The 25985-nt window shown below is 63.1% G+C and carries 23 protein-coding genes; 13 read left to right on the forward strand and 10 right to left on the reverse strand.

Annotated elements, in window-relative coordinates; all coding sequences use genetic code 11:
- Positions 1 to 6: 6 nt before the first annotated feature.
- On the forward strand, positions 7 to 2781 hold the full coding sequence (locus tag B208_RS0119555; RefSeq protein ID WP_007980621.1) for a PAS domain S-box protein: 2775 nt from the start codon (positions 7 to 9) through the stop codon (positions 2779 to 2781).
- Between the two features lie 52 nt (positions 2782 to 2833).
- Positions 2834 to 4114: a TIGR00341 family protein gene (locus B208_RS0119560; protein ID WP_007980620.1), complete on the forward strand. Its 1281-nt coding sequence runs from the start codon at positions 2834 to 2836 to the stop codon at positions 4112 to 4114.
- Here the strand turns inward: B208_RS0119560 and B208_RS0119565 are convergent.
- The gene (locus B208_RS0119565; protein ID WP_007980618.1) at positions 4080 to 5225 is read right to left on the reverse strand and encodes a hypothetical protein; all 1146 of its coding nucleotides are present in this window, start codon (positions 5223 to 5225) and stop codon (positions 4080 to 4082) included. The two genes, B208_RS0119560 and B208_RS0119565, sit on opposite strands and share 35 nt — an antisense overlap.
- Before the next feature lie 531 nt (positions 5226 to 5756).
- On the opposite strand from B208_RS0119565, the gene B208_RS0119575 reads away from it, so the two are divergent.
- The 4 genes from B208_RS0119575 to B208_RS0119590 all read left to right on the forward strand — a co-directional run bounded on the left by B208_RS0119575 (position 5757) and on the right by B208_RS0119590 (position 8968).
- The gene (locus B208_RS0119575) at positions 5757 to 6854 is read left to right on the forward strand and encodes a FecCD family ABC transporter permease (RefSeq protein WP_007980609.1); all 1098 of its coding nucleotides are present in this window, start codon (positions 5757 to 5759) and stop codon (positions 6852 to 6854) included.
- On the forward strand, positions 6854 to 7642 hold the full coding sequence (locus B208_RS0119580; protein WP_007980608.1) for an NAD(P)/FAD-dependent oxidoreductase: 789 nt from the start codon (positions 6854 to 6856) through the stop codon (positions 7640 to 7642). Before B208_RS0119575 ends, B208_RS0119580 begins: the two co-directional genes overlap by 1 nt.
- Positions 7639 to 8478, forward strand: coding sequence for an ABC transporter ATP-binding protein (locus B208_RS0119585; protein ID WP_007980607.1), 840 nt, complete (start codon positions 7639 to 7641; stop codon positions 8476 to 8478). Before B208_RS0119580 ends, B208_RS0119585 begins: the two co-directional genes overlap by 4 nt.
- A gap of 130 nt (positions 8479 to 8608) precedes the next feature.
- The gene (locus B208_RS0119590; protein ID WP_007980606.1) at positions 8609 to 8968 is read left to right on the forward strand and encodes a hypothetical protein; all 360 of its coding nucleotides are present in this window, start codon (positions 8609 to 8611) and stop codon (positions 8966 to 8968) included.
- A 24-nt stretch (positions 8969 to 8992) separates the two neighbouring features.
- Here B208_RS0119590 and B208_RS0119595 read toward each other — a convergent pair whose 3' ends face one another.
- The 3 genes from B208_RS0119595 to B208_RS0119605 all read right to left on the reverse strand — a co-directional run bounded on the left by B208_RS0119595 (position 8993) and on the right by B208_RS0119605 (position 11982).
- Positions 8993 to 10105: a M24 family metallopeptidase gene (locus B208_RS0119595; protein ID WP_026177965.1), complete on the reverse strand. Its 1113-nt coding sequence runs from the start codon at positions 10103 to 10105 to the stop codon at positions 8993 to 8995.
- A 153-nt stretch (positions 10106 to 10258) separates the two neighbouring features.
- Complete coding sequence (locus tag B208_RS23100; protein WP_007980604.1) at positions 10259 to 10615, reverse strand: P-II family nitrogen regulator; 357 nt, start codon at positions 10613 to 10615, stop codon at positions 10259 to 10261.
- The gene (locus B208_RS0119605) at positions 10612 to 11982 is read right to left on the reverse strand and encodes an ammonium transporter (protein ID WP_007980603.1); all 1371 of its coding nucleotides are present in this window, start codon (positions 11980 to 11982) and stop codon (positions 10612 to 10614) included. Before B208_RS0119605 ends, B208_RS23100 begins: the two co-directional genes overlap by 4 nt.
- 542 nt (positions 11983 to 12524) lie before the next feature.
- Between B208_RS0119605 and B208_RS0119610 the strand changes: the two genes are divergently transcribed.
- Complete coding sequence (locus B208_RS0119610; RefSeq protein WP_026177966.1) at positions 12525 to 13355, forward strand: NAD+ synthase; 831 nt, start codon at positions 12525 to 12527, stop codon at positions 13353 to 13355.
- A 10-nt stretch (positions 13356 to 13365) separates the two neighbouring features.
- Here the strand turns inward: B208_RS0119610 and B208_RS0119615 are convergent, their stop codons facing one another.
- Positions 13366 to 13980, reverse strand: coding sequence for a universal stress protein (locus tag B208_RS0119615; RefSeq protein WP_007980601.1), 615 nt, complete (start codon positions 13978 to 13980; stop codon positions 13366 to 13368).
- Positions 13981 to 14091: 111 nt separating this feature from the next.
- On the opposite strand from B208_RS0119615, the gene B208_RS0119620 reads away from it, so the two are divergent.
- A complete protein-coding gene (locus tag B208_RS0119620; RefSeq protein WP_007980600.1) occupies positions 14092 to 15387 on the forward strand; it encodes an AI-2E family transporter in 1296 nt (431 codons plus the stop codon).
- A gap of 88 nt (positions 15388 to 15475) precedes the next feature.
- Entirely contained in the window at positions 15476 to 16147 is a 672-nt protein-coding gene (locus B208_RS0119625) for a DUF7504 family protein (RefSeq protein WP_007980598.1), read from the forward strand.
- 4 nt (positions 16148 to 16151) lie between these two features.
- Here the strand turns inward: B208_RS0119625 and B208_RS0119630 are convergent, their stop codons facing one another.
- Positions 16152 to 16430: a hypothetical protein gene (locus B208_RS0119630; protein ID WP_007980596.1), complete on the reverse strand. Its 279-nt coding sequence runs from the start codon at positions 16428 to 16430 to the stop codon at positions 16152 to 16154.
- Positions 16431 to 16460: 30 nt separating this feature from the next.
- On the opposite strand from B208_RS0119630, the gene B208_RS0119635 reads away from it, so the two are divergent.
- Complete coding sequence (locus B208_RS0119635; RefSeq protein ID WP_007980594.1) at positions 16461 to 16742, forward strand: hypothetical protein; 282 nt, start codon at positions 16461 to 16463, stop codon at positions 16740 to 16742.
- Between the two features lie 4 nt (positions 16743 to 16746).
- Here the strand turns inward: B208_RS0119635 and B208_RS0119640 are convergent, their stop codons facing one another.
- The 4 genes from B208_RS0119640 to B208_RS0119655 all read right to left on the reverse strand — a co-directional run bounded on the left by B208_RS0119640 (position 16747) and on the right by B208_RS0119655 (position 21495).
- Entirely contained in the window at positions 16747 to 17484 is a 738-nt protein-coding gene (locus B208_RS0119640; RefSeq protein WP_007980592.1) for a CPBP family intramembrane glutamic endopeptidase, read from the reverse strand.
- 305 nt (positions 17485 to 17789) lie between these two features.
- Positions 17790 to 19577: a S9 family peptidase gene (locus tag B208_RS0119645; protein WP_007980591.1), complete on the reverse strand. Its 1788-nt coding sequence runs from the start codon at positions 19575 to 19577 to the stop codon at positions 17790 to 17792.
- A 202-nt stretch (positions 19578 to 19779) separates the two neighbouring features.
- Positions 19780 to 20673 (reverse strand): alpha/beta fold hydrolase, encoded by an 894-nt coding sequence (locus B208_RS0119650; RefSeq protein ID WP_026177968.1) that lies wholly within the window; start codon positions 20671 to 20673, stop codon positions 19780 to 19782.
- Positions 20674 to 20838: 165 nt separating this feature from the next.
- Positions 20839 to 21495 (reverse strand): helix-turn-helix domain-containing protein, encoded by a 657-nt coding sequence (locus tag B208_RS0119655; protein WP_007980587.1) that lies wholly within the window; start codon positions 21493 to 21495, stop codon positions 20839 to 20841.
- Between the two features lie 280 nt (positions 21496 to 21775).
- Between B208_RS0119655 and B208_RS0119660 the strand changes: the two genes are divergently transcribed.
- The 3 genes from B208_RS0119660 to B208_RS0119670 all read left to right on the forward strand — a co-directional run bounded on the left by B208_RS0119660 (position 21776) and on the right by B208_RS0119670 (position 25985).
- Positions 21776 to 23623, forward strand: a complete 1848-nt coding sequence (locus tag B208_RS0119660; protein ID WP_007980585.1) for a cation:proton antiporter domain-containing protein — start codon at positions 21776 to 21778, stop codon at positions 23621 to 23623.
- A 71-nt stretch (positions 23624 to 23694) separates the two neighbouring features.
- Entirely contained in the window at positions 23695 to 24714 is a 1020-nt protein-coding gene (locus B208_RS0119665) for a HEAT repeat domain-containing protein (protein ID WP_007980584.1), read from the forward strand.
- A 68-nt stretch (positions 24715 to 24782) separates the two neighbouring features.
- Positions 24783 to 25985, forward strand: coding sequence for an ABC transporter substrate-binding protein (locus B208_RS0119670; protein ID WP_007980582.1), 1203 nt, complete (start codon positions 24783 to 24785; stop codon positions 25983 to 25985).

The following is a 25985-nucleotide window of genomic DNA, read 5'->3' on the forward strand; positions in this document are numbered from 1 at the left end:
GTTATCATGCCCCTCCATGAAGGATATCCGGAGACGCCACAGATCCTCCACATTGGCGTCGATGGCAACGGTGAGCGCCAGGGGATTGCAGAGGAGAGGACGAGTGCCGAAGATGCGCTCGCCCGGCTCGAAACGGCGGACTGCATCGTCTGTGAACACGGACCACCCGAATGCGACGCGCTCGCCGTGCTGGCGGCGGTACGCGAACGCGACGCGAGCCTTCCGTTTTTCATCGTGACCGACGACGAACGGACGGTCGAAGCAGCGTTTTCGATGGATGTGACCGACTGTGTTGGTCCCGACAGTCGGACCATCCTCTCACAGAAGATAGAACGTGCCGTCACATGCTATCGGAACGAACGGATGCTATCACGGGCGGAGGCGGTTCTCGAAGGACTCGCGGATGCCGTCGTGACGATAGACGAATCGGGCGAAATTCGCTACGTCAACGAGGGATTCGAGCGGGTGCTCGGCTACGACCCGGACGAAATGATCGGAACGTCGTTGACGCGGGTCATCCCGGACCGACTGGCGCCGGTGCACGAGGAATCGCTGCAGCGGTACGTGGAAACGGGTGAACGACGACTCGATTGGGAGTCCGTGGAGACGATAGCGCGGCACCGAGACGGCCACGAGATTCCGGTAACGCTGTCGTTTCGGAGTGAAGCCTGCAACGGTGACGAGTTGATAACCGGAACCATCCGCGACATTTCGGAGCGGCGGACGGTGGAGACGGAACTGGAAGCGTCGCGCGAACGCTATCGAAAGCTGGTCGCCGCGAGTCCGGAAGCCATCCTCGTCGCCGACACCGAAACGGGGGAAATCGTGGACGCGAACGCGGCGGCGGAGGAGCTCCTCGACCGACCTCGAAACGAGATTTGCGGGATGTATCAGTGGGAGGTACACCCCACGGAGCACCACGAACGGTATCGGAAAATCTTCGACAAGCACGCGAACGGGGGAGGGATATCCAGAAGCTCGGAGCACCTCTCGGTCGTTCGTTCGGACGGCGAGCAAATTCCCGTCGAAATCAGCGCGAATCGCACCCAACTCGGTGGCCGGGAAGTCATCCACGGCATCTTCAAGGACGTTTCGGAACGGAAGGCGCGCGAGCGGACGCTCGAATCCTTGCGGTCGGCGACGCGGGAACTCATGACGGCCGAGACGAAGACCGATATCTGTGAAATAGCGGTCGAAGCCGCGGGAGAAGAGTTGGGACTGTCGCTGTCGGGAATCTATCTCGTGAACGACGAGCGGGACGTCCTCCGGCCGGTCGCCGTGACGGAGGCGACCGAGGAGATACCGGACGAGATTCCGCGCTCCGAGGACGGGAACGGACCCGCGTGGAGAGCGTTCGAGTCGGGTGAAGTTGCAGTATTCGAGGACAGAACAGAGGTGTACGGAGCGGACGGCCGGGAGTTGACGGGCGAACAGGAGATGGTGATACCCTTGGCCGAGCACGGCGTCTTCCTGCTGGGGTCGCGTTCGATGGCGAAGTTGGACGAGTACGTCCGGGATTTCGCGGAGATATTGGCGACGAACGTCCGGTCGGCGCTCGACCGGGCGGAGCGCGAGGAGACGCTCTCGGCGCAACGCGCCGAGCTGGTGGAACTGAACCGAATCAACGAGGTCATCCGTGACGTGGACCGCGCGTTGGTGCAAGCGACGAGCCGGGAGGAGATAGAGGAGACGGTCGTAAATCGGTTGGCGTCGGCGGGGCTATACGAATTCGCGTGGGTCGGCGAGTGCGAGGTGAGCGTCGAAGCCATCCGTGCGGTAGCGAACGCGGGCAACGCCGCGTATCTAGAATCGCTCGAACCATCGGATGACAGACAAGAATGTCCGGTCGCAAAAGCGCAGACATCGGGGCAAGCGGAGGTTGTCGAGGACGTGATGACCGACCCGGCGTTCGAATCGTGGCAGGACGAATCGCCCGTCGGGAACACACAGTCGATGGCCGCCATTCCGATTCGATACGACGAAACCTGTTACGGAGTTCTCACGGTTCACGCGGACAGGAGTAGGGCGTTCGACGACCGGGAGCGGGAAGTGCTCGTCGAACTCGGGGAAACGATGGGGATGGCGATTGCCGCCATAGAGAGCAGGAAGGCGCTGGTGTCCGACTGCGTGGTCGAAGTGGAGATGGAGATAGAGAGCGCCGAGCATTACTTCATCCGCGTTCCACAGGAGCTCGACTGTACGTTCACGCTCTTGGGGACGACGATGGCACCGACGGGAGAGATTCACTGTTTCATCACCGCGTCCGGCGTGTCGTCGGGCGCCGTCCTCGAACGAACCGCGCAAGCGGAAGGGATATCGAACACGCGACTCATCCGCGAACGCAACGACGAGTGCGTCTTCGAGGTGACCTACGAGGGACCGTCGTTCGTCAAGGCGCTCGTTGACCGGGGGGCGGCGGTCGGATACGTCGAAGCCGACGAAAACCGCACCCGTGGAACGGTCGAACTCCCGATGGACGCGAGCGTCAGAGGGGTGGTCGAGGCGGTGAAGAACATCGCGCCGGGCGCTCGCGTCGTCGCCCAACGCGAACGGGAGAAACCCGAGAAGACGGCGACGGAGTTCCGCATGCAGCTCTCGGAGTCGCTGACCGACCGGCAGCGGACGGCGCTGGAAACCGCCTATCTCGCCGGGTTCTTCGAGTGGCCGCGGGACAGCACGGGCGAGGAGGTCGCCGAGTTGCTCGACGTGTCGGCACCGACGTTCCACCAGCACCTCCGACACGCACAGGCGAAACTGCTGAAGACCTTTTTCGACCAGTGAGCGACCCGCTTCGGCCGGTGGGGTTTTCATCCCCTGGTCGGTTGGTCCGGGCATGCGTCTCATTCAGGTGCTCGTTCCGGACGACTGCCGGAGCGAGGTTCTTGCCGTGCTCGACGACGAGCACATCGATTACGTGCTCACCCGTGAGGACAGCGACGGGAACGAGGCGGCGGTCGTTCAGTTTCCGGTTCCGACGCAAGCAGTGGACGCCGTTCTCACGGCCCTTCGAGACGCGGGGTTGGACGAGGACGGCTACACCGTCGTCGGGAGTCTGGAGACGGCCCGGACGCCGAACATCGCGGAGTTGGAAGATAGGTTCGTCAAGGGAGGCGACGAGGACGACAGCATCGCCACGGAGGAAATCCGGACGAAGGCGCTCGGGATGAACCCGAGTCCGGTGACGTACTACGCCATGACCGTGCTGTCCGCTATCGTCGCAACCGCCGGGTTGTTGCTCGATTCGCCCGCACTCGTCGTGGGGTCGATGGTCATCGCCCCGCAAGTGGGGTCGGCGATGACGACGAGCGTCGGACTCGTGTTGAACGACCGCGACATGATACGCGACGGGTTGTGGTCGCAAGTGCTCGGACTCGCGGTCGCCGTCGTCAGCGCGACGATTTTCGGCTGGGCGCTCAAATCGGCCCAGTTCATTCCGCCCGCGCTCAACGTGGCGACGGTGAACCAGATAAGTCAACGCACTTCACCCGGGTTTCTCTCGCTCGCGGTCGGCCTCTGTGCCGGTGCGGCGGGGGCGTTGGGACTCGCAACCGCCCTGCCGGTGTCGCTCGTCGGCGTCATGATCGCGGCGGCGCTCATCCCCGCGGCCGCCGCGGTCGGCGTCGGCTTGGCGTGGGGACCGCCGGTGCTCGCGTTCGGCGCGTTCGTCCTGCTCGTGGTGAACGTCGTCTCCATCAACGCCGCCGGAAGCGGCGTTCTCTGGGGACTCGGCTATCGACCGAAAGACGGGACGACCCTTCGGAAAGCCGCACCGACGGTCGTCGCGGTCGTCGTCCTGCTCGTCTCGTTCGCCGGGGCGGGGGCGCTGATGGCCCAGCAGGTCCACACCGAGAACACGGCGAACAGGGAGGTACAGAAGCTCTTGGAGGGAGAGCAGTACAAATCGCTGGACCTCGTGAAGGTGAACGTCGAGTTCGACGATATGGGACTCGTGGACGACAGACAGCACGTGACGGTGCTCGTGACACGCCCGTCCGGAAAACGGTATCCCGGATTGGCGAAGGAAATTGCGGCGCGGATTTCCGACGAACTCGGCGGCCGGACCGTCGTCGAACTGGAGTTCACGGAGCGCCAGCGGTCGGCGGCGAGAACGTGAACCCGTGGTTGGCCGTGAGTCGGTAGGCGGCGGTCCCCCAGATGTAATCTTCGCCGGGCCACCACGTGCGGGCGTTGTTCATCCCGGCGACGAGGAGGCCGTCTTCCGGGCGTTCGAGGTCGGGATGGTAACTGACGCTCCCGCTATCGCCGTCGGTGAACGAGGATTGGGACCCCCATTTCAGTTGGCCGCGTTTGCAGACGGTGCCGTACGCGCAAGTCATTCCGTCGATGGACTGAATCGCGCCGGACGTGAAGCCCGAGACGACTGCTCTCTTTTTCAGTTTCGACCCGTGTGCTTTGACCCGCGCGAGGCCGGCGCGCGTGAACTGTCCCATGACGACGGACGGCGAACTGCCGTCGATGGCGCTCGCCGGAACCGCACCGTTCACGGGGTCGATGCGGACGAAATCGTCCAACGCGTAACCACGTCGCACCTCGCCGACTTTTCGCCAGCCGTTGCGGCGCTTGACGTAGAACGGTTCGCCGCGATGCTGCTCGCCGTCGTCGCCGTAGAGGTGATTCGACGTGGTGAAAAACGGCGTCTCGCCGTCGTACATCGCCGGGGAGAGCGTCGCGGCCGCATCCTTGCTTCCGCATTCGACGCTCCCCGGAATGTGGTTGCCGTCGAACGATGCGTCGCCGGATTCGATGCGCTGTTCGTTCGCGGTCGATTCGACGCGGTTCACTTCGACGGCGACGTCGCCGACGCGCTCGGGCACGGAACCGGTCGCTTCGTCGTCGGTCACGTCCACCGCGAGGGCGGCGTTTCGGCCGCCGAACTCCCCGGGGACGACGGCGCTACCGACGACGCCGGACCGAGATAGCAGGTCAAGGCGGTCGTGTGCGTCGAACGCGGCGCGGAGGTCGGCGAACCAGTCCGCCGGAACCGTCGTCGTGAGCGGTTCGAAATCGCGGCCGTGGCCGTACACGAGCGGTACTTCGTCCCGTCCGGCCGCGCGAACGTCGTCCGGCGTGAGCAGGGCGGCCATCGAACCCAATCCGGCACCCGCGAGCGTCGTGATGAACCGCCGTCTCCCCACCGTTCCGAGTCGTCTGCCGGACAGAGAACGCAGTGCTGGTCGCTGTCCGATGTCGTCTTGTTCCCCCATCGTATCGTTTCCCCATTCTCGAATCGGAGTACGCCAGGCCCGTACTTGAAACTGAACCGTCAGGTTCCGCGCTCGGATCGAAAATTTATCGGGGGGCGACCGACGGTGTTTTAGGTAGGCCGAAAAAGGGGAAGGTTTACGTATGTTTAGGTTAGCCTAAAGAATGGCGCGGGAGCGAGCGAACCGAGACGATACCCGGTCGGATACGCGAATTTCCGTCGGGTTCGCCGCCGCTCCCGCGGCTCGAAGCGGCGGGTTCGAAGCGCGGACCCGACCGATAGATGGACGAGATACGAACCGAAACGTGAACCGGAACACGAACCGCCCGACGAAGTAGGAAGTCAGTGCGACGCGGGGACGGTAGGCATCAACTGCCCGCGTCGTCCCATATCACCACGACTCGGCAACCGTGTCGAGAATCAAAGTCCTTATCTTGTTTTAGGTTAACCTAAAAATAGAACGGAGACGGCGAACCCGGTAACGCTCGCCGGACAGTGACATCAATGGAAAATCGAGAACGAGGGGACACGGATGATGGAGAACAGTGAAACGACGGTTGAAGAGCGGTTCGACGGGTCGCTGGCGGCGCTCGTCCTCGCTTGTATCACTGTCGTCGTGATTTCGGCGCTCGTGCAGGTCAGCTTCGGAGCGTACTCGACGACGCTCACGCAGGCGTGGAACGCCGTATTCGACCCGAAGGTCATCACGAACCCGGACGTGCTCGGGGCCCTTCTGCTCGGCTCCGAGATACCGAAGAACGTGACGCTCGACAACACCACGACGGTCATCTGGAGCCTCCGCCTGCCGCGCGTGTTCGTCGGCATCTTCGTCGGCGCGAACCTCGCCGTCTCGGGCGCGATATTTCAGGCCGTCACGCGCAACGAACTGGCGAGTCCCTACATCCTCGGCGTCAGCCACGGGGCCGGATTGGCGGTGCTCCTCACCCTCGTCGTCTTCAGCGGCCTGTCGGTCTTCCTTCCCGTCTTCGCCGCTCTCGGCGGTATCGCGGCGTTCATCGTCGTCTACGCCATCGCGTGGAAGGGCGGGACGAGTCCCGTCCGCCTCGTTCTCGCCGGGGTCATCGTCGGCACCATCTGCTCCTCGCTCCAGCGCGGCCTCTTCTTCTTCGCGCAGGACATCGGCGTGGTGCAGACGGCCCTCTCGTGGACCACGGGGTCGCTCACCGGCACCGGGTGGGAGCAGGTTCGAATCATCCTCGTTCCGACGCTGGTGATACTTCCCCTTTCGCTGCTGGCCTCCCGCCAACTGAACGTCCTCCTGCTCGGCGAACGAACCGCCCGCTCGCTGGGGATGTCCGTCGAACGCGTCCGGTTCGCGCTCTCGACGCTGGCGATTCTCGCCGCCAGCGCCGCGATTTCCGTCGCCGGAATCGTCGGCTTCGTCGGCCTCATCGTCCCGCACGTCGTCCGGAACGTCGTCGGGAGCGACTATCGAAAGCTCATCGTCGGGAGCCTGTTCGCCGGACCGGCGCTGGTCGTCGTCGCGGACGTGGGCGCCCGACTCGCGCTCAACCCGATACAGGTACCGGTCGGAATCGTCACCGGACTGCTCGGCGGGCCGTACTTCCTCTATCTCATGCGGAAGCGCCATAAGGTGGGTGAACTCTGATGCCGCGGGACGTAGCCATCGTCGGCGGCGGCGCGTCCGGCCTCTCGGCGGCCGTGTTCGTCGCCCGGTACGGTCTCGATACGGTCGTCCTCGACGGCGGCGTCTCGGCGATTCGTCAGTGCGTGCATCTGGAGAATTTCCTCGGCTTCCCCGGCGGAATTTCTCCCGACACCTTCCTCGAACTGGGCCGCGAGCAGGCGACGTTGGAGGGGTGCACGGTGCGCGACTCGATGGTCCTCGACGTCGAGCGAACCGACGACGGGTTCCGAATCGACGCGCAAGGCGAGGAGGAACCGGTGGAAGCGACCCGGGTTATCGCCGCCTCGCTGTACGACGACAACTATCTGTCCGACTTCGAGGACGAACTGACCGACGTGGACCGGGACGGACGAACGCCGGTCGAAGGGCTGTACATGACTGGCTGTCTGGGTGACGAGTCGGAACATCAAGCCATCGTCAACGCGGGCGACGGGGCGCGAACCGCGCTGTCACTCATCCGCGACGTTCGCCGCGAGGACGAGGAACTGTGGGATGGAATCGCGGACCACTACTACGACTGGACGGTCCAACCCGGCCGCTACAGCGGCCCGAAGTGGGAAGAGAGCATGGACTCGCTCGTGGCGGAGAGCGCACCCGAGGACGCGACCGACGCGGAGTTGGCCGACCTGAAAGAGCGGCTCAAGCGGGAGTACCGGTCGCTCGAACTGGACGAAGAGGAGCGGGCGGCGCGCGCCGAGCGGGGCCGCGAACTGCTTCGAACGCACCTGCTGGAGGAAAAATCACGATGAACGAGCAAACGGACGCTGGAATGAAAGAAAAAGCGAACGACGAACCGAACCCCGAAGCCAGCGAGCTGTTCGGCGAGGAACTCGAAATCGGCTACCCGAACTCGGGAATCATCGTCGAGTGTGACTCCATCGTCCTCCCGGAGGGCGAAATTACCGCGCTCGTCGGACCGAACGGGAGCGGGAAGAGCACGCTGCTCAAGGCGCTCTCGCGGGAACTCGAACCCGAGAGCGGCGCGGTCCAACTCGACGGCGAGGACATCCAGTCGTTGGGAACGAAGGCGTTGGCGCGGAAACTCGGTCTCCTCTCACAGCAGAACGAAGCCCCCAGCGGGTTGACCGTCGAGGAACTCGCGTACCACGGACGCTATCCGCACCGGGGGTTCTTCGAGTCGAAGACGATGAAAGACCACGAAGCGGTCGAAACAGCCCTCGAACGCGCCGGGGTCACCCACCTCCGGGACGAGGCGATGAACAGCCTCAGTGGTGGACAACGACAGTTGGCGTGGATCGCCATGGTGCTGGCACAGGAAACCGACGTCCTCCTGCTCGACGAACCGACGACGTATCTCGATTTGCGCCACCAGTTGCGCGTCCTCGAAGTCGTCCAAACCCTCGCCCGCGACGAGGATTTGACCATCGGCATCGTCCTCCACGACATCTCGCAAGCCGCGCGCTACGCCGACAACCTCGTCGCGCTACGGGACGGCGAACCGTACGACTGGGGACCGCCGGACGAAGTCGTCACTGAAGAACTCCTCGCCGACGTGTTCGGCGTCGAGGCGACGGTCGGACTCGGCCCCGACGGGCCGATAGTGAACCCACAGCAACCGCTCTGAGCGCGGCGCGGGTGCGTTCGAGGAAGAAGCCGAGAGGCGGCCGAGTCAAGTCCGCGTCCGGCGACCGATTAGCGGACATACATTTTTAACTGGGGAAACGTAACGATAGATAACAGGACGGTGAGAAATTATGAACACGGTGAAGTATGCGGACCGACTCGCCGACCATCCTCTCGGCCGGTTAGCGATACTTATCGTCGGAATCGCCATCCTCGTCTCAGCGATGATGTTCTATCCACCGTTCGGGTCCGTAGTCTGGTGGGCATTCCCAACCTTGTTCGTTCTTAAAGGCGTTTGGGAACTGTACTTCCACGGAGCAGACAGTACTCTATCGGTCGTCGCCGGGTTCCTACTCGTGCTCGGCGGTATCAGTCGCGCGCTGTACCAACTCGTTCCGATGGACGAGTTCACCGGGACGGTGGCGAACCTCATTCTGCTCTTCGGAGTGTTCGCCATGATGTACGCAAAGCACTACCGCGAAAACGAGTGAACAACCGCGGCGAAACTCGATTCCTCAGAGCGCCTGCCACGTCCGCGGCGAGTCGTTCAGGCGCTCACAACCGTCCTCCGTGACGACGACCAAATCCTCGATTCGGACGCCGAACTCGCCGGGGTGGTAGATTCCGGGTTCGACGCTGAACACCATGCCGGGTTCGAGTTCCAACTCGTTGCCCTCGACGATGTACGGCCCTTCGTGGACGTCCAAGCCGACGCCGTGGCCCGTCCGGTGGATGAACTCCTCGCCGTAGCCGTAAGACTCGATGACCTCGCGGGCCGCGCGGTCCACCGACTCGGCGGTGACGCCTGGCTTCGCGGCTTCGACGCCCGCCTGTTCTGCTTCGAGGACGGCCCGATGAACCCGTTCGTACTCCTCCGGCGGGTCACCGGCGAACACGACGGTTCGGGTCTGGTCGCCGGGGTAGCCGCCGACGAACGCGCCGAAGTCGAGGACCACGGGGTCGCCGTACTCTATTTTCCGGTCGCCGTGACCGTGGTGGGGTTTCGCACCGTTCGGGCCGGACCCGACGATGGTGCCGAAGGCGGGGTCGTCGCCGCCCGCGTCGGCGAGTCTAGACTCGATTTCGGCCGCGAGTTCGGTTTCGGTCATGCCGACGGCGTCCTCGCCGAGTTCCCGGATTTCGACACTGGCGCGGTCCGCGACCGCGCCAGCCGTCCGCAGCGCCTCGATTTCGGCGTCGTCCTTGCGCATGCGGAGCGGTTCGAGCACCTCGCTCGCCAGTCCGAAGGTCGCGTCGGGGAGCGCGCGGCGGAGGTCCTGGGTGAACAGCGCCCACATCGTGTCGTCCACGAGGATACGGCCGCCGTGGAGGTCGAAGTCGTCGGCGACGTCTTTCACGAGGGAGAGCGGGTCGTCGCCGTCGCTCCACGTCCGCACGTCGGAGACCCACGACTCCTCGGCTATCTGCTCGCCGTACATATCGGGGACGACGAAGGCGGGGTCGCCGTCCTTCGGGACGAACAGGAAGAGGTGTCGTTCGGCGGGGTGTTCATCGAACCCGGAGACGTAGAACAGGTTCGTGCTGGGAAAGAGGACGAGTGCGTCCGCATCGGCCGTCTCCAATCGCTGTTGACTCCGGCGAGTTCGTTCCGCGAAAGCGTTCGACATGGTTGGACAGACGGAGCAGACGGGGTAAAAGTTCACCCCCTCGGCAACCTCGTCGGTGTCGGACGACGGACCGAAAAACGAGACGGACGACGAACGGCGGAGAGCGGGCACGGTTGCACGGTCGAAAAACAGTTCCTCGGAACGAAGGTCGGGCTACACCGCGTCCGGGCCGCGTTTCCCGGTTCGGACCTGACAGGCGTCGCTGACGGGGAGAACGAATATCTTCCCGTCGCCGGGTTCGCCGGTACAGGCGGCCTCGCGGATGGCTTCCACGACGTCCTCGGCGGGGGTGTCGGCGACGACGCACTCGATTTTGACCTTCTGGTGGAGGTCCACGACGTACTCCTCGCCGCGCCATTGGCTCTTCGTCGCGGGTTGGCTACCCCGCCCAGAGACGTTCGTGACGGTCAGACTCGGCGCACCGGCTTCGACCAGCGCTCGCTTGACGTTCTCCAGTCGAGCGGGGCGAATGATGGCCACGACCATCTCGATTCCGGAGTCGGCGCTCATTTGTTCTCACCTCCGTCCGCCAGTGCGGGGCCGTCCGCGGTCCCAGTCGGGGAACCGCCGCCGGTTTCGTCGAACGATTCGACGAATTCGGGGTAGGCGACGATGCCGTGTTCGGAGCTGTCGAGTCCGGTGTGTTCTTCCTTCTCGTCGACGCGCAGGCCGACGGTCACGTCGGCGAGCTTGAAGATGAGGTAGGTCGTGACCAGCGTCCAGACGGTGATGACCGCGATACCGAGGGTCTGCATGGTGAACTGGGCGAGCGAGAAGCCCGAGACGGCGAAGACGGGAATGAGCCACGTCCCGATGGCACCCGCGCTCCCGTGGACACAGAAGACGCCGCACACGTCATCGACTTTGAGCGTATCGACGACCCAGCGGTAGACGAGCGGGACCTGCACGCCCGCGATGAGGCCGAGCGCGATGCCGCCGAACCACGTGACGTGCGGAACCGCGCCGGTAACGGCGACGAGGCCAGCGAGCAAGCCGTTGGCCGTGAACAGCGGGTCGGGCTTGCCTTCGAGGTACGTCGTCGTCAGCGCGGCGGCGACCGCGCCCGCACCCATTCCGAGGGTGGTGTTGAGCGCGACGCGGCCGAGCGTGGCACCCGCGAACTGGAAGGCACCGTTCTCTACGGAGAGAACACTCGCCTGCGTCCCGACGTTGAAGCCGTACCAGCCGAAGGCGAGGATGAACGTGCCGAGCATCACGAGCGTGAGCGAGTGGCCCGGAATCGGTACGCTGTTGCCGTCCTTGTCGAAGCGACCGCGACGGGGGCCGACCATGTACGCGCCCACGAGTCCGGCGATGCCGCCGAGCATGTGAACCACGGTCGCGCCCGCGAAGTCCATGTACCCGACGCCACCCGCGACGCCGAAGGCGGAGCCGACCGCCTGCCCGAGGTAGCCGCCCGCGGAGAGCAGGCCGCCGCCCCACGCGAAGCCCTGAACGACGGGGTAGATGACCGCCGTCAGCGCGATGGAGTAGAACAGGTACGCCTTGAACTTCAGCCGTTCCGCGACCGCGCCGCTGACGATGGTGGCGGCGGTCATGGCGAAGACGGCACCGAACAACCAGTTGACCCAATCGTCGGGATTGTTGACGTAGGCGAACGCCGACGCCAACGAGAAGCCCCCGGACGAGGTGAGTCCACCGGCGATGAATGCGATTCCGGAGCCGACGAGGAAGTAGATGAGGACGCCGAGACACCAGTCCATCATGTTCTTCATCAGCACGTTGGCGACGTTTTTCGCACGAACCTGTCCGGCCTCCAGCATGGCGAAACCCGGTTGCATGAAGAAGATGAGGAACGAGACGGTGAGCACCCACACGCTGTTGACGCCCGACGCGATGGCGTTCAAATCGACCATCAGCGACCACGCTCCTCGGTCAGTCCCGAACGGACCAACACAACCGAATTGTTTACCTTTTCACCCATTTCCACCGCATTTGTAATCCAAGTCACGATATAGAATCGTGATTCAAAAGAATATAAACCTAAGCGTTTACGAATGTCCGATTATATCGATGGTTGTTGACGTGCGGTCAGTTTACAATCATATATATTCTGTATAAGGTCATAAAGCGTCCAGAAGTGGGTGTTTGAAAAGTGAATAACCGGACGTTCGTCAATAAACCAAAATATAATAATTTTGTCATTATTTGAGAGAGTGCGCCTCGACGTGCACAGTGATTCAGAGTCGTGGATGGGGCCGTCATTAAACACCTAAAACACAATCTGAAAAGTATGAATTTGCACACGAGAAGCGTTTTATAGTGCCACAATGTTTCGATTAGCCGTGAATACGACCACAAACGTTTCCAAAATCTGCCCTGAAAACCAATATTCCTCTATCGTATCGGTTCGGCGTGGACGGACGTGGGGGTGTCCGTGCCGCCACGAGGTGAAAACGTGACGACATCGACCCTCCCACCGACCGAACTGCTGACCGACGAGGAGAACGTGGCGGCGACGTACCGGCAACTCACCCTGTTCATCGAGGAGTACGTCGAGCGGTCGGACGCGAACGGCGTCGTCGTCGGGATGAGCGGCGGCGTCGATTCCACGCTAGCGGCGTCCCTCGCGGTGGACGCGCTCGGACCCGACCGCGTGTTCGGGCTGTTGCTTCCCTGCAACCTGACCGCCGAGGCGGGGAGTCACGACGCGCTGACCGTGGCCGAGGCGCTCGGCATCGACTACCGGGAAATCCACCTCCAACCGCTCGTTCGCTGTTTCGAGGACCTCCTCGTCGGCGACGAGGACCGCGACGAGCGGATTCGCGCGCTCGGCAACGCCACCGCGCGACTGCGCATGACCTGTCTCTACTACGCGGCGAACACGCGGTCCAAACTCGTCCTCGGAACCGGCAACCGGTCGGAGCGACTGCTCGGCTACTTCACGAAACACGGCGACGGCGGCTGTGACTTGCTACCGCTGGCGAACCTCTACAAGACGGAGGTTCGGGCGCTCGCACGTCACGTCGGGCTTCCCTGCCGTATCGTCGAAAAACCCTCGACTGCGGGGCTGTGGGCCGAGCAGACCGACGAGGACGAACTCGGTGCGTCCTACGACCGCATCGACGCGGTACTACACTACGTGGTGGACCGCCGGTATCGCGCCGAGACGGTCGCCGAGGAACTCGACATCCCGATAGAAACGGTCTGGGAAATCGTCAACGGCCACGTCGAAACCCACCACAAACGGCGGCACCCGGCGACGCCCGGACGGGAACGAACTGAGTGAAAGAGACGGCTCAGTCCCGTTGACGGATCCGCGCCACGCTCGTCTCGCCCGTCACCGGGTCCACGTGGACGTTGAACGTCTCACCATCCGCCGACGCCCGAACTATCCAGGTGTTGGCCGCCCGGTAGGGTTGCTCCGTGACGGACACGTCGTCGTACCCCTCGACCGCGAGGGCGTCGCCAGCGACGGCGGTCGCCTGCTCGGCGGACTCGACCGTTCGCACACCGGCGGACCGAACCAGCAGGACGGGAACGTCCGAGTGGCGAGCGACGCGCTCGGCGACGCTCCCGAGAAGCACCCTTCCGACGCCGGTTCGACCGTGCGTCCCCATCACGGTGAGGTCGACGTTCCGTTCGTCGGCGTAGCCGAGAATGCGGTCGGACGGACGACCGTCGGTGACGTCGGCGACGACATCGACGCCGTGTTCGGTCGCCCGCTCGACGATTTCGTCGGTGACCTGCTCGCCCGCCGCTTCGAGTTCCTCCGCGTCGCCGACCAACTGTTCGCTGACGACGTGAAGGACGTACATCGTCGCGTCGTATTTGTCGGCGATGTCGAGCGCGTGGCTCACCGCCTCCCGCGATTCGCTTCCCCCGTCGACCGGAACCAGAATCCGTTCGTACATCGGTGGCAGTACAACCTGCCCGGATAAAAGTCGGGGTGGTCTTTCGGGGACCCCGACCGATATAGCGTCGGCCCGCGTACGGACGGTAATGGGTGGGGACCCAACGATACGATGGATGAAAATCTAACGCTACTGCAAGGGCGGTCGCGCCTCGCGTGGTGGGTGGTCGGCCTCGTTCTCGGCGTCGTCGTCCTGTTCGTATTCTACTCGTTCGAAGGGACGTTCGTGCTCGGCCTGTTCATGTACTACGCGACGCGGCCGATATACGACCGCTTGGAGCACCGACTCGGCCATCCGGGGCTGACGGCGGCCGCGGCGCTGGTGACGGTCGCGCTCCCCGTCGTGCTCCTCGTCTCATACGCGGTCGCCGTGAGCGCGGTCGAGGTCGCCGAAATCGCCGGTGAGTCGTTACAGGGGTACGAAGGCGTACTCCGGCCGTATTTCGACCTGTCGTCGCTGACGGTCCATCCGCAACGAATCCTCGAACTGGCCCAACAGAGTCAGGGGGAGTTCATGCGCTTCGGCGGTCCGGAACTGCTCACAACCGTCGCGAACGTGGTGGCGGCGTTCGGGACCGGACTTCTGCAGTTGTTCGTCGCGCTCGCGTTCGCCTTCTACCTGCTTCGGGACGACGACAAACTGGTTCGCTGGTTCGTCAGCGATATCGGCGGCGAACGGAGCACGGCGTACACCTACGTCGAGGCGGTTGACCGGAGCCTGCAGACGGTGTATTTCGGCAACATCCTCAACGCATTCGTCGTCGGACTCGCCGCCGCGGTGGTGTACAACCTCGCCAACGTCTTCGCGCCGTCCGGGCTTTCGATCCCGCTGCCGACCCTGCTGGGGTTGTTGACCGGCGTCGCCAGCCTCGTTCCCGTCGTCGGGACGAAACTGGTCTACGTTCCCATCGCGGCGTACCTCGTCGTTCGATCGTTCGACATCGGGCCGCGGACCCTCTGGTTTCCCGTGGCGTTCGTCGCGCTGTTCGTCGTCGTCATCGACCTCGTGGCCGAGGTCATCATCCGCCCGTACATCACGGGACGCGAACTGCACGTCGGGCTGATGCTGTTCGCGTACATCTTCGGCCCCCTCCTGTTCGGATGGTACGGACTCTTTCTCGGGCCGCTGTTGCTCGTGCTACTCGTCCAGTTCAACCGCGTCGTCCTCCCCGACCTGATGCAGGGGAACCCGATACAGGCGAGAGAAGTGACGAGCGCGACGGGAAGCGAGGACTCGACGCAAGAGACGGACGAAAGGGTGACAAGCGAACCGGCGGAGGACGGGACGGAACCGACGACGGAGACGCCGGACGAAACGGACGCGAAACCGGAACCGGAAACGGTCGAAGAAGGCGCGGACGAAAGTGAAAGTCGCCACGACGATGGAAACGATACGTCCCCGACGTGAACTGGAAGGATTCATCGACACTATACTAACAAAAATAAAATATAAACAACAAGTGTTATAGTCACGAAGTATGAACGGTCAGCGAAGAATGTCATTCGTGCGGAACCAATACCGGGACGATGGGAAACGCGATTTCGGGGCCACGTTGCGGGAACTGAAACAGCAGGGCTGTGTCCTGCTGATAACCGGTGCGGTGGCGCGGAGCGTCACGCTACAGGCGATACGTCGGCTTTCGGGCGACCCGTGTTGCGACCGGAAACACGTCCTCGTTGCGACCCGGACGACGACCGGCGACATCAACGACGGACTCCCGCCGGGGGTGAAACGAGAGGACCCCAACGTCCGCGTCATCACCCCGACCGACGTCGGGACGGACGCCTCGGCCGAACGTGACGAGGACCGAACCGAACTCGAATACATCCGCGCGGAACTCCTTCGAGCGGTCGGCCATTTCGACCACAGCGCGTCGGGGCTTTCGCCCGCCGAACTCCGGGTCAGCATCGATTCGCTGGAACGACTGCTCGAAACGAACGACCGCGCCGCAGTGACGCGATTTCTCCGCACGGTGATGGCGCTCATCCGCGGCGTCAAGGGTATCGGACACGTCCATCTCCCCGTCCCGGACGACTCGCGCGAGGTCGCCCGGTTGTCGCCGCTGTTCGACGCGCGGATCGAACTCCGGCGGCGCGACCCGTTGGTCGCAGAACAGCGCTGGCACTTGCCGATGGGCAACACCGATACGAGATGGACAAAACTGTAACCGGTCAGTACTGCTCTCTCTCGATATCCTCCAGATGGCGCTCGATTCGGTCGAACTTCGATACGTCCACGAACGCGTACTCCGCGCCGCCGAAGAACGAGTCCGGAACTTCGGAACTGGAGAGGTGCAACTCGGGGTCGGCATCGACGTGGTTCACCTTCTGGAAGGGGATGACGCGGACGAGTCCCGGGTCAGCGTTAAGACAGACGACTGCGTTCTCTTGGACGAGCACCGCGTCGTACTCCTGTGCTTCGTATTCGTCCACCGCGAAGACTGTCGGCATGGGTGGAAAAACGCGGAGGGCGCTATTAAAATGAACCCGACCGAACTCGACCGACGATTGCGCGAACGGTTCGACGCACCCGAGGGTGCGCGGAGAGTCGTCGTTCGGGAAGCCCGGGACCTATCAGATTCCGGGCGGTACCGAAAGCACTCGGGGATGGACCTCACCGCGGGGGCCATCGTCGGCCACTTGGACGACGCGCCGGACGATATGTCGCTTCCCGAGCGGTGGAACTGGTGGATCGGGTCGCTCGAAATCGCGTACGGCGGCTACACCGAGTACCTCATCGTTCGCTGGCAAGGACAGGAGTAACGACTTACGACGGCAACTGCCCCGTCACCATCAGGTACGCCAGCGCGAACTGGAGCGCGTTGAACGCGCCGTGAATTAGCGCCGAGACAACGAGGTTGCCGGTGTACTCGTAAGCCGCCCCGAGGACGGGCGAAAGGACGAACAGGATGGCGAGGTAGACGATTTTCCCCGCCCCCTGGAGCGAGAAGAAGTGGACGAACGCGAAGATGAGGCTCGCCAACGCGATGGCGGGCCAGCGCCCGAACGATTCGCGGAGTCGTTCCTGCACGACGCCGCGATACAGCAGTTCCTCGCCCGGACCGATGAGCAGGAACGAGAGCGGAATCAACAGGAGAAACACCCGCGGGTCCTGCTCGCCGATGCTGGCGAGTTCGTTTTGCGCCGACTGTATCCCGAACGTCGTGAGCACGAGCGACACGACGATGAGACCGCCGTAGAAGACGACGAACCCGCCGACGGTCCACCCGAGGTCCGAAAGCGTCGGGAAGCGAACCCCGACGTACGAACGGCCGCGTCCGGTGTAGCGGAGGTACGCCAGCGCGAACAGGCCGAAGGAGACGCCTTGACCCATCACTATCGAAACGGCGACCAACAGGGTCGGACGGGAGAGGAGGTTGATTCCGCCGACCGAAAGCACGAGCGCCGTGAAGAGCACCACGACAACCGCGAAGGCGTACCCGCCGAACCCCAACCCGGCGGCGACGAACACCGCACGGGACCGCTCGTTCCACAACGCCGTCATTCGTTTACCTCTCGAAGATACGCGACAGTCACTGTCGTACTGATATGTCCCACCCCAATCCACTCCGCATCGGGGTTCGACGCGAGGGGTACTGACTATTGTGTAGACATTCTGTCTCGTTCGACGTGGCAAGAAAGGCACGACGGCGGCGTGTTCGACCGACGAGCGAAAAACGAATTCCGGTGGTCGAAAAAGAAACGAGGGCGAACGGTGGTTGAAGCGAATCGGATCCTGTATTTTCGTCGATGGGAGCGATTGTACTCGGTAGGCACCGCCTACTCGGGCGATTCACGGCGACGAGCGTCCTACACGTGTTCGTCGAGGAAGGCGGCGATACGCTCGAACTCATCGATGAGGTTCTCGCGCGACGTGGTGTGATGGCCCTCGTCCTCGAAGATGCAGGTTTCGACGGGGACGCCGCGCTCGCGGACTCTCTCGGCTATCTGCTTCGCTTCGCCGACCGGGACGCGCGGGTCGTTCGCGCCGTGTTGGATGAACAGCGGGCAGGAGATTCGCTCCGCCTCGTGAATCGGACTGATGCTCCGAAGCAGGTCGCGGTTTTCGAGCGACCCGTACTCCTGCTCGCGGTGACTCCGCCGCCACTCGCCCGTGTTTTCGAGGAACGTCTCGAAGTCGGCGATGCCGACGAAATCCACGGCGGCCGCCCACAGGTCGGGATACTCCGTGATGGCCGCAAGGACCATGAAACCGCCGTAGGAGCGCCCGTAGGCAACGATTCGGTCGGCGTCCACTGCGTCCCGTTCGTGGAGCCATCCGACCGCCGCCTCGATGTCCGCGACCGAATCCATTCGCTTGTCCGTGTCGTCCAGATGCGTGTACGCCGTACCGTAGCCCGACGAGCCGCGAACGTTGGGTTCGAGAACGGCGTATCCATGTTGGAGGAAATACTGTTTCGTCGGGTAGAACCACGGCTGACGCTGGTGTTCCGGCCCGCCGTGGATGTCCACGATGACGGGGGTTTCGCCCGGTTCCGCGTTCGGCGGAAGCGTCCAGTACGCCGGGATTTCCCGCCCGTCGAACGATTCGTACCGCACGATTTCGGGGTCGAGGAACGTCTCGCGGGGGATACCGAGCGTGCCGAAGTTCGTCCATCGCTCGGCGCTCCCGGTGTCCGGGTTGAGGACGAAGACGTTCTTCGGGTCGTCGCTCCGACTCATCGAGATGGCACAGTCGCCGTCGGGACCGAACCCCGCGGCGAAGACGACGCCATCGGGGAGATCGGGCGTCGAAAGGGGTTCGATGTCGTCCCCGGCCGTGAGTCGTCCGGCGTGAACCTCGGAGTAGCCGTCGACGTTTCGCACCCACACCACCCGGCCCGTTCCGCCGTGAAGCAAGAGGTGGGAGACGTTCCAGTCCCCGGCCTCCTCGACGACCGTCGGCGCGCCGTCATCGAGGTCGAGACGGGCGACGTACGCGGTGTCCGCGCCGTGGTTCGTCACGCAGTAGAGGTCGTCGTCGGGACCGAACGTCACGTCGTGATACCGAGCATCGGTGTCGTCGGTGAGTTTCCGATAGTCGCCCGACTCGGGGTCGAGCAGGAACAGGTTCTGGTCGAAACTGGCGTTGGCTTTCGAGCAGACGATACCCGGTTCGCCCCACGCTTCGACGCTCAGGAAACCGCCTGGCCCTTCGTGGACGAGCGTCGCCTCGGCGTCGTCCCTCCCCTGCACGTACACGTCGAACGTCGATCCTTCGCGGCGGTTCGCGGTGAAGGCGATTCGGTCGCCGTCGGGACTCCACGCACCCCACAGGTGGATGGCCTCGGGGGTCGCTGTCAGCGCCGTCTCCGTCCCGCTGTCGAGGTCGTAGCGGTACAGTTGGTCGTGTTCGTCGCTTCCCGTGTCCATGCCGAAGACGACTTCCGAACGGGTCGGCGACGCCGAAACGAACGACACCCGTTCGTCGTGAGCGGTCAGGCGGGACGGGAACGCCCCCGGTTCGTCGAGCGACCAGACCTGCGGCGTCCCCGTCGTATCGGCGAGGAAGACGAGCGACCCGTCGATGGTCATCGTCGGCGACCCGGCCGAATCGATACCGAGATAGCGCGTGAGTGGATAGCGAGCATCCGACATACCCCAGTCTGTGCGCGGGGGTGGCAAAAGAATTCGGCTCGGGGGCCTTCGTAGCCGGTTCTTTCCTCCGGCGTCGGTGTATCAGTTCCGTTTCAAACGGGTGTCGAGGACGACGCCACGGTCGGCACCCGCCACGAAGCCGACCCGGAACGTCGCCCGTTCGAGGTCCGTTGTTCGAGAATGCGACGACTCGGTGTGTCGTTTACGAGAGGTGACGGAGCAGCGCTTCAGTCACTTCTTCGCGTTCGTGATGGACCCAATGTGACGTGTCCGGGAACATCCGTAGCCGACCGTTTTCGCAGTAGTCGGCGCTCTGTTCGGCCATCGAGGGGAGGAGTGCGATGTCGTCCTCCCCCCAACAAATCAGCGTCGGCTGGGTAACGATGTCGCGTGGCGGGCGTTCCGAACGGCGGAACCCGCGATACCAGTTCACCCGCGGACCGACGCCGGTGTGCCGCCAGGCCGCCCGGTAGCGGTCGATGGTTTCCTCGTCGAACGTTCCGGGATTAGAGGTTATCTCGAGAGAATCGACCATATTGTCCATATCGTTCCGACTCAACAGCCACTCGGGGAGCGTCGGTACCTGATAGAACCACACGTACCAGCTTCGGACTATCTGTTGGGGGCTAGAACGTAAGACGGTTCGATACACCGTTGGATGTGGGACGTTGAAGATTCCGAGATGGTCGACGATGGACGGCTCACGGAGTGCGACGTTCCAGGCGACGAACCCGCCGAAGTCGTGCCCGACTACGTGGGCCGATTCTCGGCCCTCGCTGTGAATCAATTCGCATACGTCGGCGGACAGTTCCGATTGCCGATAGGCATCGATTCCGTCGGGAGCGTCGCTCAGATTGCAGCCCCGCTGGTCCGGGACGACCACACGGAAGCCGGTCTCGACGAGTGGAATGATTTGGTCGCGCCAGCCGTACCAGAAGTCGGGATGGCCGTGCAGTAAGACGACCAGCGGAGCGTCAGGGTCGCCCGCGGTCACGACGTGTAATCGGACGCCATTGACGGTTCGATAGTCGGATTCAACACGGTCATCATCGAGTAGCGATGCATCAGTGGTCGGGTGTGGTTTTGCGTCTGTCATCGGTATTGGCTCGGAAGTTCAACCGGATTCAGCATTCGTGACGCGTACATGGAACGTCAAATCGAGTGAGTGAAAACAAACGACGTAACTGGATATCGCTACTGCCGCAGTCGTAGGGGTATTTTTAAACCGACAGTTCGACCCGAATCCCGTCGAGTAGCAACATCAGCGAACGATTTCGTTAAACACGCGTTCTTCGACTTTTCGAAGGTGCTCGCTCACCGTCGGAGGAGCGATGCCGACGACTGCGGCAACTTCCTCGAGCGTCGCTTGGCGAGGGACGCTGTAATATCCTAACTCGACTGCCGCCTCCAGCACTTCCTCTTGCCGAGCCGTGAACAGCCTGCTGAACGATGATTCGTCGGGGTCGTACTCCCCCATCTCGAGAATTTCGAGCGCAATGGACGCACCCTCGTCAGCGTCTTCGAACAACGTTGCAAACGTCTCGTCGGTCCCTAAGCACGTCACCTCGAGCGACCCGTCGGAAGTGAAGTGAATCGGCGTCTCGATTACCAACTGTGATTCTCGTTGGAGTTCCAGCGACCGGCGAATCCGTTCCGTCGGCTCGAATTGACTGACGGCCATCCAACGGTCATCCCCGGACACGAGGAAATCGATAACGTGAGGCGAGCTCTCCATTATTTGCTCATAGCGGTCCTGATTGCCGCTCGCCTCGGCAAATAACAGTACGGTATCGTCAGAGAGAAGCTCGACGCGATGGATGGCCCGCCGCTCGATAGACGGCTCATTCGTCAGCTGAGCGCCGAGTGGATGGAAGGCACCGCCACCATCCGGTTCGATAAGAACCGTGAGGTATCGCATACACTGACGTGGAGTGCGTTACCGTAAAAAATAGAGGATGAACGACATCTCGAACCGACCATCCCGTCCGCACGTATCCCGATTTTGAAGACCCTCAGTATCGATCGGAGGAACATAGTTTTCGATAATTCGAGCGATAGAAGTATGGTACGCACCGAAATCACCGTCCGAAATCGTGACCGAGTGCGCGTCGGAGCAAGAACTATCGTGATACATGACGTTCACATGACGCGAGTAGCCGCGGTTCGACTCCGCCGTCGAACCGGCTGAACTTCGACCAATGTCCTCGAACCTCCTGCTCGTGTCGGCGTCGATAATCGCGCTCGGAGCCGTGTCGAAACTTCTCGCCGACAGGTACGGGATTCCGAACGTGGTGTTCCTGCTGGGCTTCGGCATACTGTTCGGTCCGGAGGGCGTCGGCCTCGTCGACCCGCAACTGTTCGACGACTCGCTTTCGGCCCTCGTCTCGCTGGCGGTCGCCATCATCATCTTCGAGGGAGCCTTTACACTGGGTGCGTCGGATATACGCGAGACGCCGAAATCGACGCTTCGACTCGTGACGGTCGGAGCGGGGCTGACGTTCTTCGCCCTCGGCGGACTGATTCACGTCTTTCTGTCCCTCGATTGGAACCTCTCGTTTCTCATCTCGGCGCTGCTCGTGGCGACCGGGCCGACGGTCATCACGCCGGTACTTGACCAGATAGAGGTTCGTGAGGGCGTACGGACGCTCTTGGAGACCGAGGGCGTCGTCAACGACGTCACCGCCTCCGTGCTGGGGGCGGTCATCTTCAGCGTCGCGGTGCTGGACATCGACCCCGACCCGGTCAAGGGACGCGTCGGACTGGATGTCGTCCTCGTCTTCGTAGCGAGAATCGGAACCGGCGTCCTCATCGGCATCGTGACGGCGCTGGTGGCGGCTTACGTGCTCCGGTACTTGAGCCAGTCACCACAGGATTCGCGCATCACGGTCATCGGCACGGCGCTGATTTCGTTCGCCATCGCGGACGCCTTCGTCGACGAGGCGGGAGTCGTGACGGTGGCCGTCGCGGGACTCATTCTGGGAAGCGTGGACATCCCCTACGACGAGGAAATCGCGGGGTTCAGCGGCGACATCACGTCGATAGTGTTGAGCGTGGTGTACATCATCCTCGCCTCGCTGTTGGAATTGGACCACCTCCTGACGCTCGGAACGGGCGGCCTCGCCATCGTCGTCCTGACGATGCTCGTCGTTCGCCCGCTTTCGGTCCTCATCTCGACGACGGACACGCAGTTCACGCGAAACGAACGGCTGTTCGTCGCCGCCGTCGGTCCGCGCGGTATCATCCCCGCCTCCACGGCGACGCTGTTTTCCCTCCAACTGGCGAACGCGGGAGTTCCGAACGCGACGAGCGTCGTCCACGTCGTCTTCCTCGTCATCCTCGTAACCGCCGTCGTGGAGGCGGGCGGCGCGCCGCTGGCGGCCAAAGCACTCGACATCATACCCATGACCGTACTCATTATCGGCGGCAGTCGAACCGGACGGCTGCTGGCCGACAGGCTCGAAGAGCGCGGCGAAAATCCCATCATCGTCGAACGCGACGACGCGACCGTCACCGAATTACGAGCGGCGGGCTACTCCGTCGTTCCCGGCAACGGGACGAACGCCGCCGTGCTCGAAGAAGCGGGCACGGAGCGCGCGAAGATGGTCGTCGCGGCGACGAGCGACGACGACCAGAACATCCTCGCCTGCCAGACGGCGCGGACGACATTCGGAATCCAGCGGCTCATCGCGCAGGTGAACAAACCCGAAAACGCGGACGCGTTCTCGGACCTCGGCGTGCAACCGGTGACGCCGGTGACGGCGACCGTGGACATGATGGACGGCCTGATACTCCGGCCGAACTTCTACGACTGGCTCACCGGGGTCGGCGACGAGAACGACATCGCCGAGGTGGTGGTCGAATCGAAGTCGGCCACCGGACAGCAGGTACAGGACATCGAACTGCGGGACGATGCCGTCATCGCGCTCGTCCGACGGGACGGCGAGTTTATCGTTCCGAATCCGAACGTCGTCGTCCAAGAGGGGGATTTAGTGACGCTCATCGGGAATCGGGAGGCGGTCGAACGGAGCGTGGCGATGTTGGAATAACCGGTTTCGCGCGTCGGTTCACCGTACCACGTGTTTTTGGTGTCGCCGCGAGACGTCCACGGCAACGAACGATGGACGAGTCATCTCACCGACCTTCCGTCGAGCGACTCGCCGAACTGCTCGATTCGAGGGAACACGACGGCGCTATCGCGTGTCTGGAGCGGTTCGAAACGGCACCGACTGAGGAGCGCAAAGCCGCCCTCGACGTTCTTCGGCGCGTCGAATCGGAGACGTCGGGAGTCGTGGGACCGCTGCTTCCGGCCCTGTCGCCGTTTGTGACCGACGGAGAGCGCTCGATTCGATTGACGACGGCGAAACTGTTCGTCGCCGTCGCCGAACGCGACCCCGACGCCGTGGTCCCGGTCCTCCCCATTCTGACCGACCGCCTCGCGGACGAAGACGAGTTCTACTTCGTTCGCGCTCGGGCGGCCGAGGCGCTGGGGAACGTCGCTCTCGACCACCCGGATGCGGTCGCGTCGCCGGAAGTCGTCGCGGAGTTACAGATCGGACTGTCGTTCGACGAACCGGAGGTGAAAGAGAAGTTGGCGAAAGCGCTGGGCGACATCGCGCTGGGCGACCCGGACCGCCTCGACCACCGCGTATCGAACCTCGCTGAGCATCTCGACGACGGGGACGAACTCGTCCGCTACTATCTCTGTACGGCGCTCGCTGCCGTCGGGTGCGTGTCACCGGCGGCGCTCGGAGCGGAGGCCGACGCGCTCGCGGCGCGGTTGGACGACGAAAACCACCACGTTCGGGGACGGGCGGCCGAGGCCGTCGGTCTCCTCGGCCGCGTCGATGGGGATGATTCGGTGCCCCCGGAAGCGATGGAGCGGCTCTGTGAGAGGCGCGAGGACGAATCGTCGTTCGTCCGCGACAGGGCGCGGTTCGCGCTCGACGCAATCGACGAGGGCGATCAGGAATCGGGGGACGACGGCGGAGAAGGAACGCTCGCCGGACTCCGTGCGACGACGGACGAGGCCGTCGAGGAGATAACGGCCGAGGACGGGACCGGCGTGTGCCCGAGTTGCGGGCATTCGCTTCCTGACGTCGGACCGCCGATGTGTCCGCGTTGCGGGTCGCCGTATTAAATACGGCATGAATTAGGCAGACCTAAAAATTCGAAAACGTTTTATAAGTTTAGGCGAGCCTAAAACACATGTCGAAAGAATGTACGACAGACTCGGGACGAACACGGCGGGACTACGTTAAGTACGGCGGCGCGATACTCGGCGGAAGCCTGCTCGCCGGATGTGCCGGAGATTCGGAATCGAAAACGACATCGACGACAACGACGGACACGACGAGTTCGTCCGATGGGACCACGAACGCCGAGGACGACTCCTATTCGGTCACGATGGCACCGACCGGAAGCGTCGCGTTCGAATCCGTTCCCGGCCGGTGGGTCGCGTACGGCGGCGGCTACGCCGACATGGGCGTCGCGCTCGGCAAAGCCGATGGGATGACGGGAATCGGCGGCGCGGACCGCTACTACACGGAGTTCTACGACGAGTTGCCCGGGGTGAGCGTGGACCGAACGAAGCTCGAAAACAACGATATCGGCAAGGCGGGGATGGGAAAAGAGCTGTTCTACGAACTCGACAACGACGTGCACGTCATGGACCCCCAGATGCTCGTCAACTGGTTCGACTGGAGCGAGAAGGACGTCGAGGAAATCACGTCGAACGTCGGCCCGTTCGTGGGGAACCTGATATTCCGCCGCGAGGACGAGTGGCACGACTACCGATACTACACGCTCTACGAGGCGTTCGAAAAGATAGCGGAACTCTTCCGAGAGCGAGAACGATACGAGGCGTTCAAAGAACTGCACGACGAGTTCGTCGCAAAAATCCAGACCAAGCTCCCACCCGCCGACGAGCGCCCGAACGTCTTGCTCGTGTACGAGGGGAGCAACGAGCCGGTGAAGTTCTCGCCGTATCGGCTCAACGACAAGGGAACCAGCAAGAAGCAGTGGCGCGACCTCGGCGTCAGCGACGCGCTGGCGAGCAGCGGCATCGACGGCATCAGCACCACCGACCGCGGGCGAATCGACTACGAGACGATGCTCGAAATCGACCCCGACGTGATACTGCTTCGCGCACACGAGCGCCAGTCCGCGACCGAATTCCGGAACACCGTGCTCGAATTCATGCGCGGTCACCCCGTCGCCAGCAAGCTGACCGCCGTGAAAAACGGGCGCGTCTACCGCGGCGGCTACCTCTATCAGGGACCGATTCACAACCTCTTTTTGACCGAGCGCGCGGCCAAACAGCTGTATCCCGACACGTTCGGCGAGGTAACGGGTGACGACGAACTGTTCGACCGCGAGCGAGTCGCAAACATCGTCAAAGGAGAGTTCTGA

Source organism: Haladaptatus paucihalophilus DX253 (assembly GCF_000376445.1).
GTDB lineage: Archaea > Halobacteriota > Halobacteria > Halobacteriales > Haladaptataceae > Haladaptatus > Haladaptatus paucihalophilus.

Excerpts from the sequence above, each read along its gene's own strand:
- B208_RS0119615 (WP_007980601.1), bottom strand. The coding sequence starts at position 13,980 with ATGTACGAACGGATTCTGGTTCCGGTCGACGGGGGAAGCGAATCGCGG.
- B208_RS0119635 (WP_007980594.1), top strand. The coding sequence starts at position 16,461 with ATGAACCCGACCGAACTCGACCGACGATTGCGCGAACGGTTCGACGCA.
- B208_RS0119660 (WP_007980585.1), top strand. The coding sequence starts at position 21,776 with ATGTCCTCGAACCTCCTGCTCGTGTCGGCGTCGATAATCGCGCTCGGA.
- B208_RS0119565 (WP_007980618.1), bottom strand. The coding sequence starts at position 5,225 with ATGGGGGAACAAGACGACATCGGACAGCGACCAGCACTGCGTTCTCTG.
- B208_RS23100 (WP_007980604.1), bottom strand. The coding sequence starts at position 10,615 with ATGAGCGCCGACTCCGGAATCGAGATGGTCGTGGCCATCATTCGCCCC.
- B208_RS0119605 (WP_007980603.1), bottom strand. The coding sequence starts at position 11,982 with ATGGTCGATTTGAACGCCATCGCGTCGGGCGTCAACAGCGTGTGGGTG.
- B208_RS0119585 (WP_007980607.1), top strand. The coding sequence starts at position 7,639 with ATGAACGAGCAAACGGACGCTGGAATGAAAGAAAAAGCGAACGACGAA.
- B208_RS0119640 (WP_007980592.1), bottom strand. The coding sequence starts at position 17,484 with ATGACGGCGTTGTGGAACGAGCGGTCCCGTGCGGTGTTCGTCGCCGCC.
- B208_RS0119575 (WP_007980609.1), top strand. The coding sequence starts at position 5,757 with ATGATGGAGAACAGTGAAACGACGGTTGAAGAGCGGTTCGACGGGTCG.
- B208_RS0119655 (WP_007980587.1), bottom strand. The coding sequence starts at position 21,495 with ATGCGATACCTCACGGTTCTTATCGAACCGGATGGTGGCGGTGCCTTC.
- B208_RS0119560 (WP_007980620.1), top strand. The coding sequence starts at position 2,834 with ATGCGTCTCATTCAGGTGCTCGTTCCGGACGACTGCCGGAGCGAGGTT.
- B208_RS0119670 (WP_007980582.1), top strand. The coding sequence starts at position 24,783 with ATGTCGAAAGAATGTACGACAGACTCGGGACGAACACGGCGGGACTAC.
- B208_RS0119625 (WP_007980598.1), top strand. The coding sequence starts at position 15,476 with ATGTCATTCGTGCGGAACCAATACCGGGACGATGGGAAACGCGATTTC.
- B208_RS0119555 (WP_007980621.1), top strand. The coding sequence starts at position 7 with ATGCCCCTCCATGAAGGATATCCGGAGACGCCACAGATCCTCCACATT.
- B208_RS0119590 (WP_007980606.1), top strand. The coding sequence starts at position 8,609 with ATGAACACGGTGAAGTATGCGGACCGACTCGCCGACCATCCTCTCGGC.
- B208_RS0119620 (WP_007980600.1), top strand. The coding sequence starts at position 14,092 with ATGGATGAAAATCTAACGCTACTGCAAGGGCGGTCGCGCCTCGCGTGG.
- B208_RS0119580 (WP_007980608.1), top strand. The coding sequence starts at position 6,854 with ATGCCGCGGGACGTAGCCATCGTCGGCGGCGGCGCGTCCGGCCTCTCG.
- B208_RS0119630 (WP_007980596.1), bottom strand. The coding sequence starts at position 16,430 with ATGCCGACAGTCTTCGCGGTGGACGAATACGAAGCACAGGAGTACGAC.
- B208_RS0119595 (WP_026177965.1), bottom strand. The coding sequence starts at position 10,105 with ATGTCGAACGCTTTCGCGGAACGAACTCGCCGGAGTCAACAGCGATTG.
- B208_RS0119645 (WP_007980591.1), bottom strand. The coding sequence starts at position 19,577 with ATGTCGGATGCTCGCTATCCACTCACGCGCTATCTCGGTATCGATTCG.
- B208_RS0119665 (WP_007980584.1), top strand. The coding sequence starts at position 23,695 with ATGGACGAGTCATCTCACCGACCTTCCGTCGAGCGACTCGCCGAACTG.
- B208_RS0119650 (WP_026177968.1), bottom strand. The coding sequence starts at position 20,673 with ATGACAGACGCAAAACCACACCCGACCACTGATGCATCGCTACTCGAT.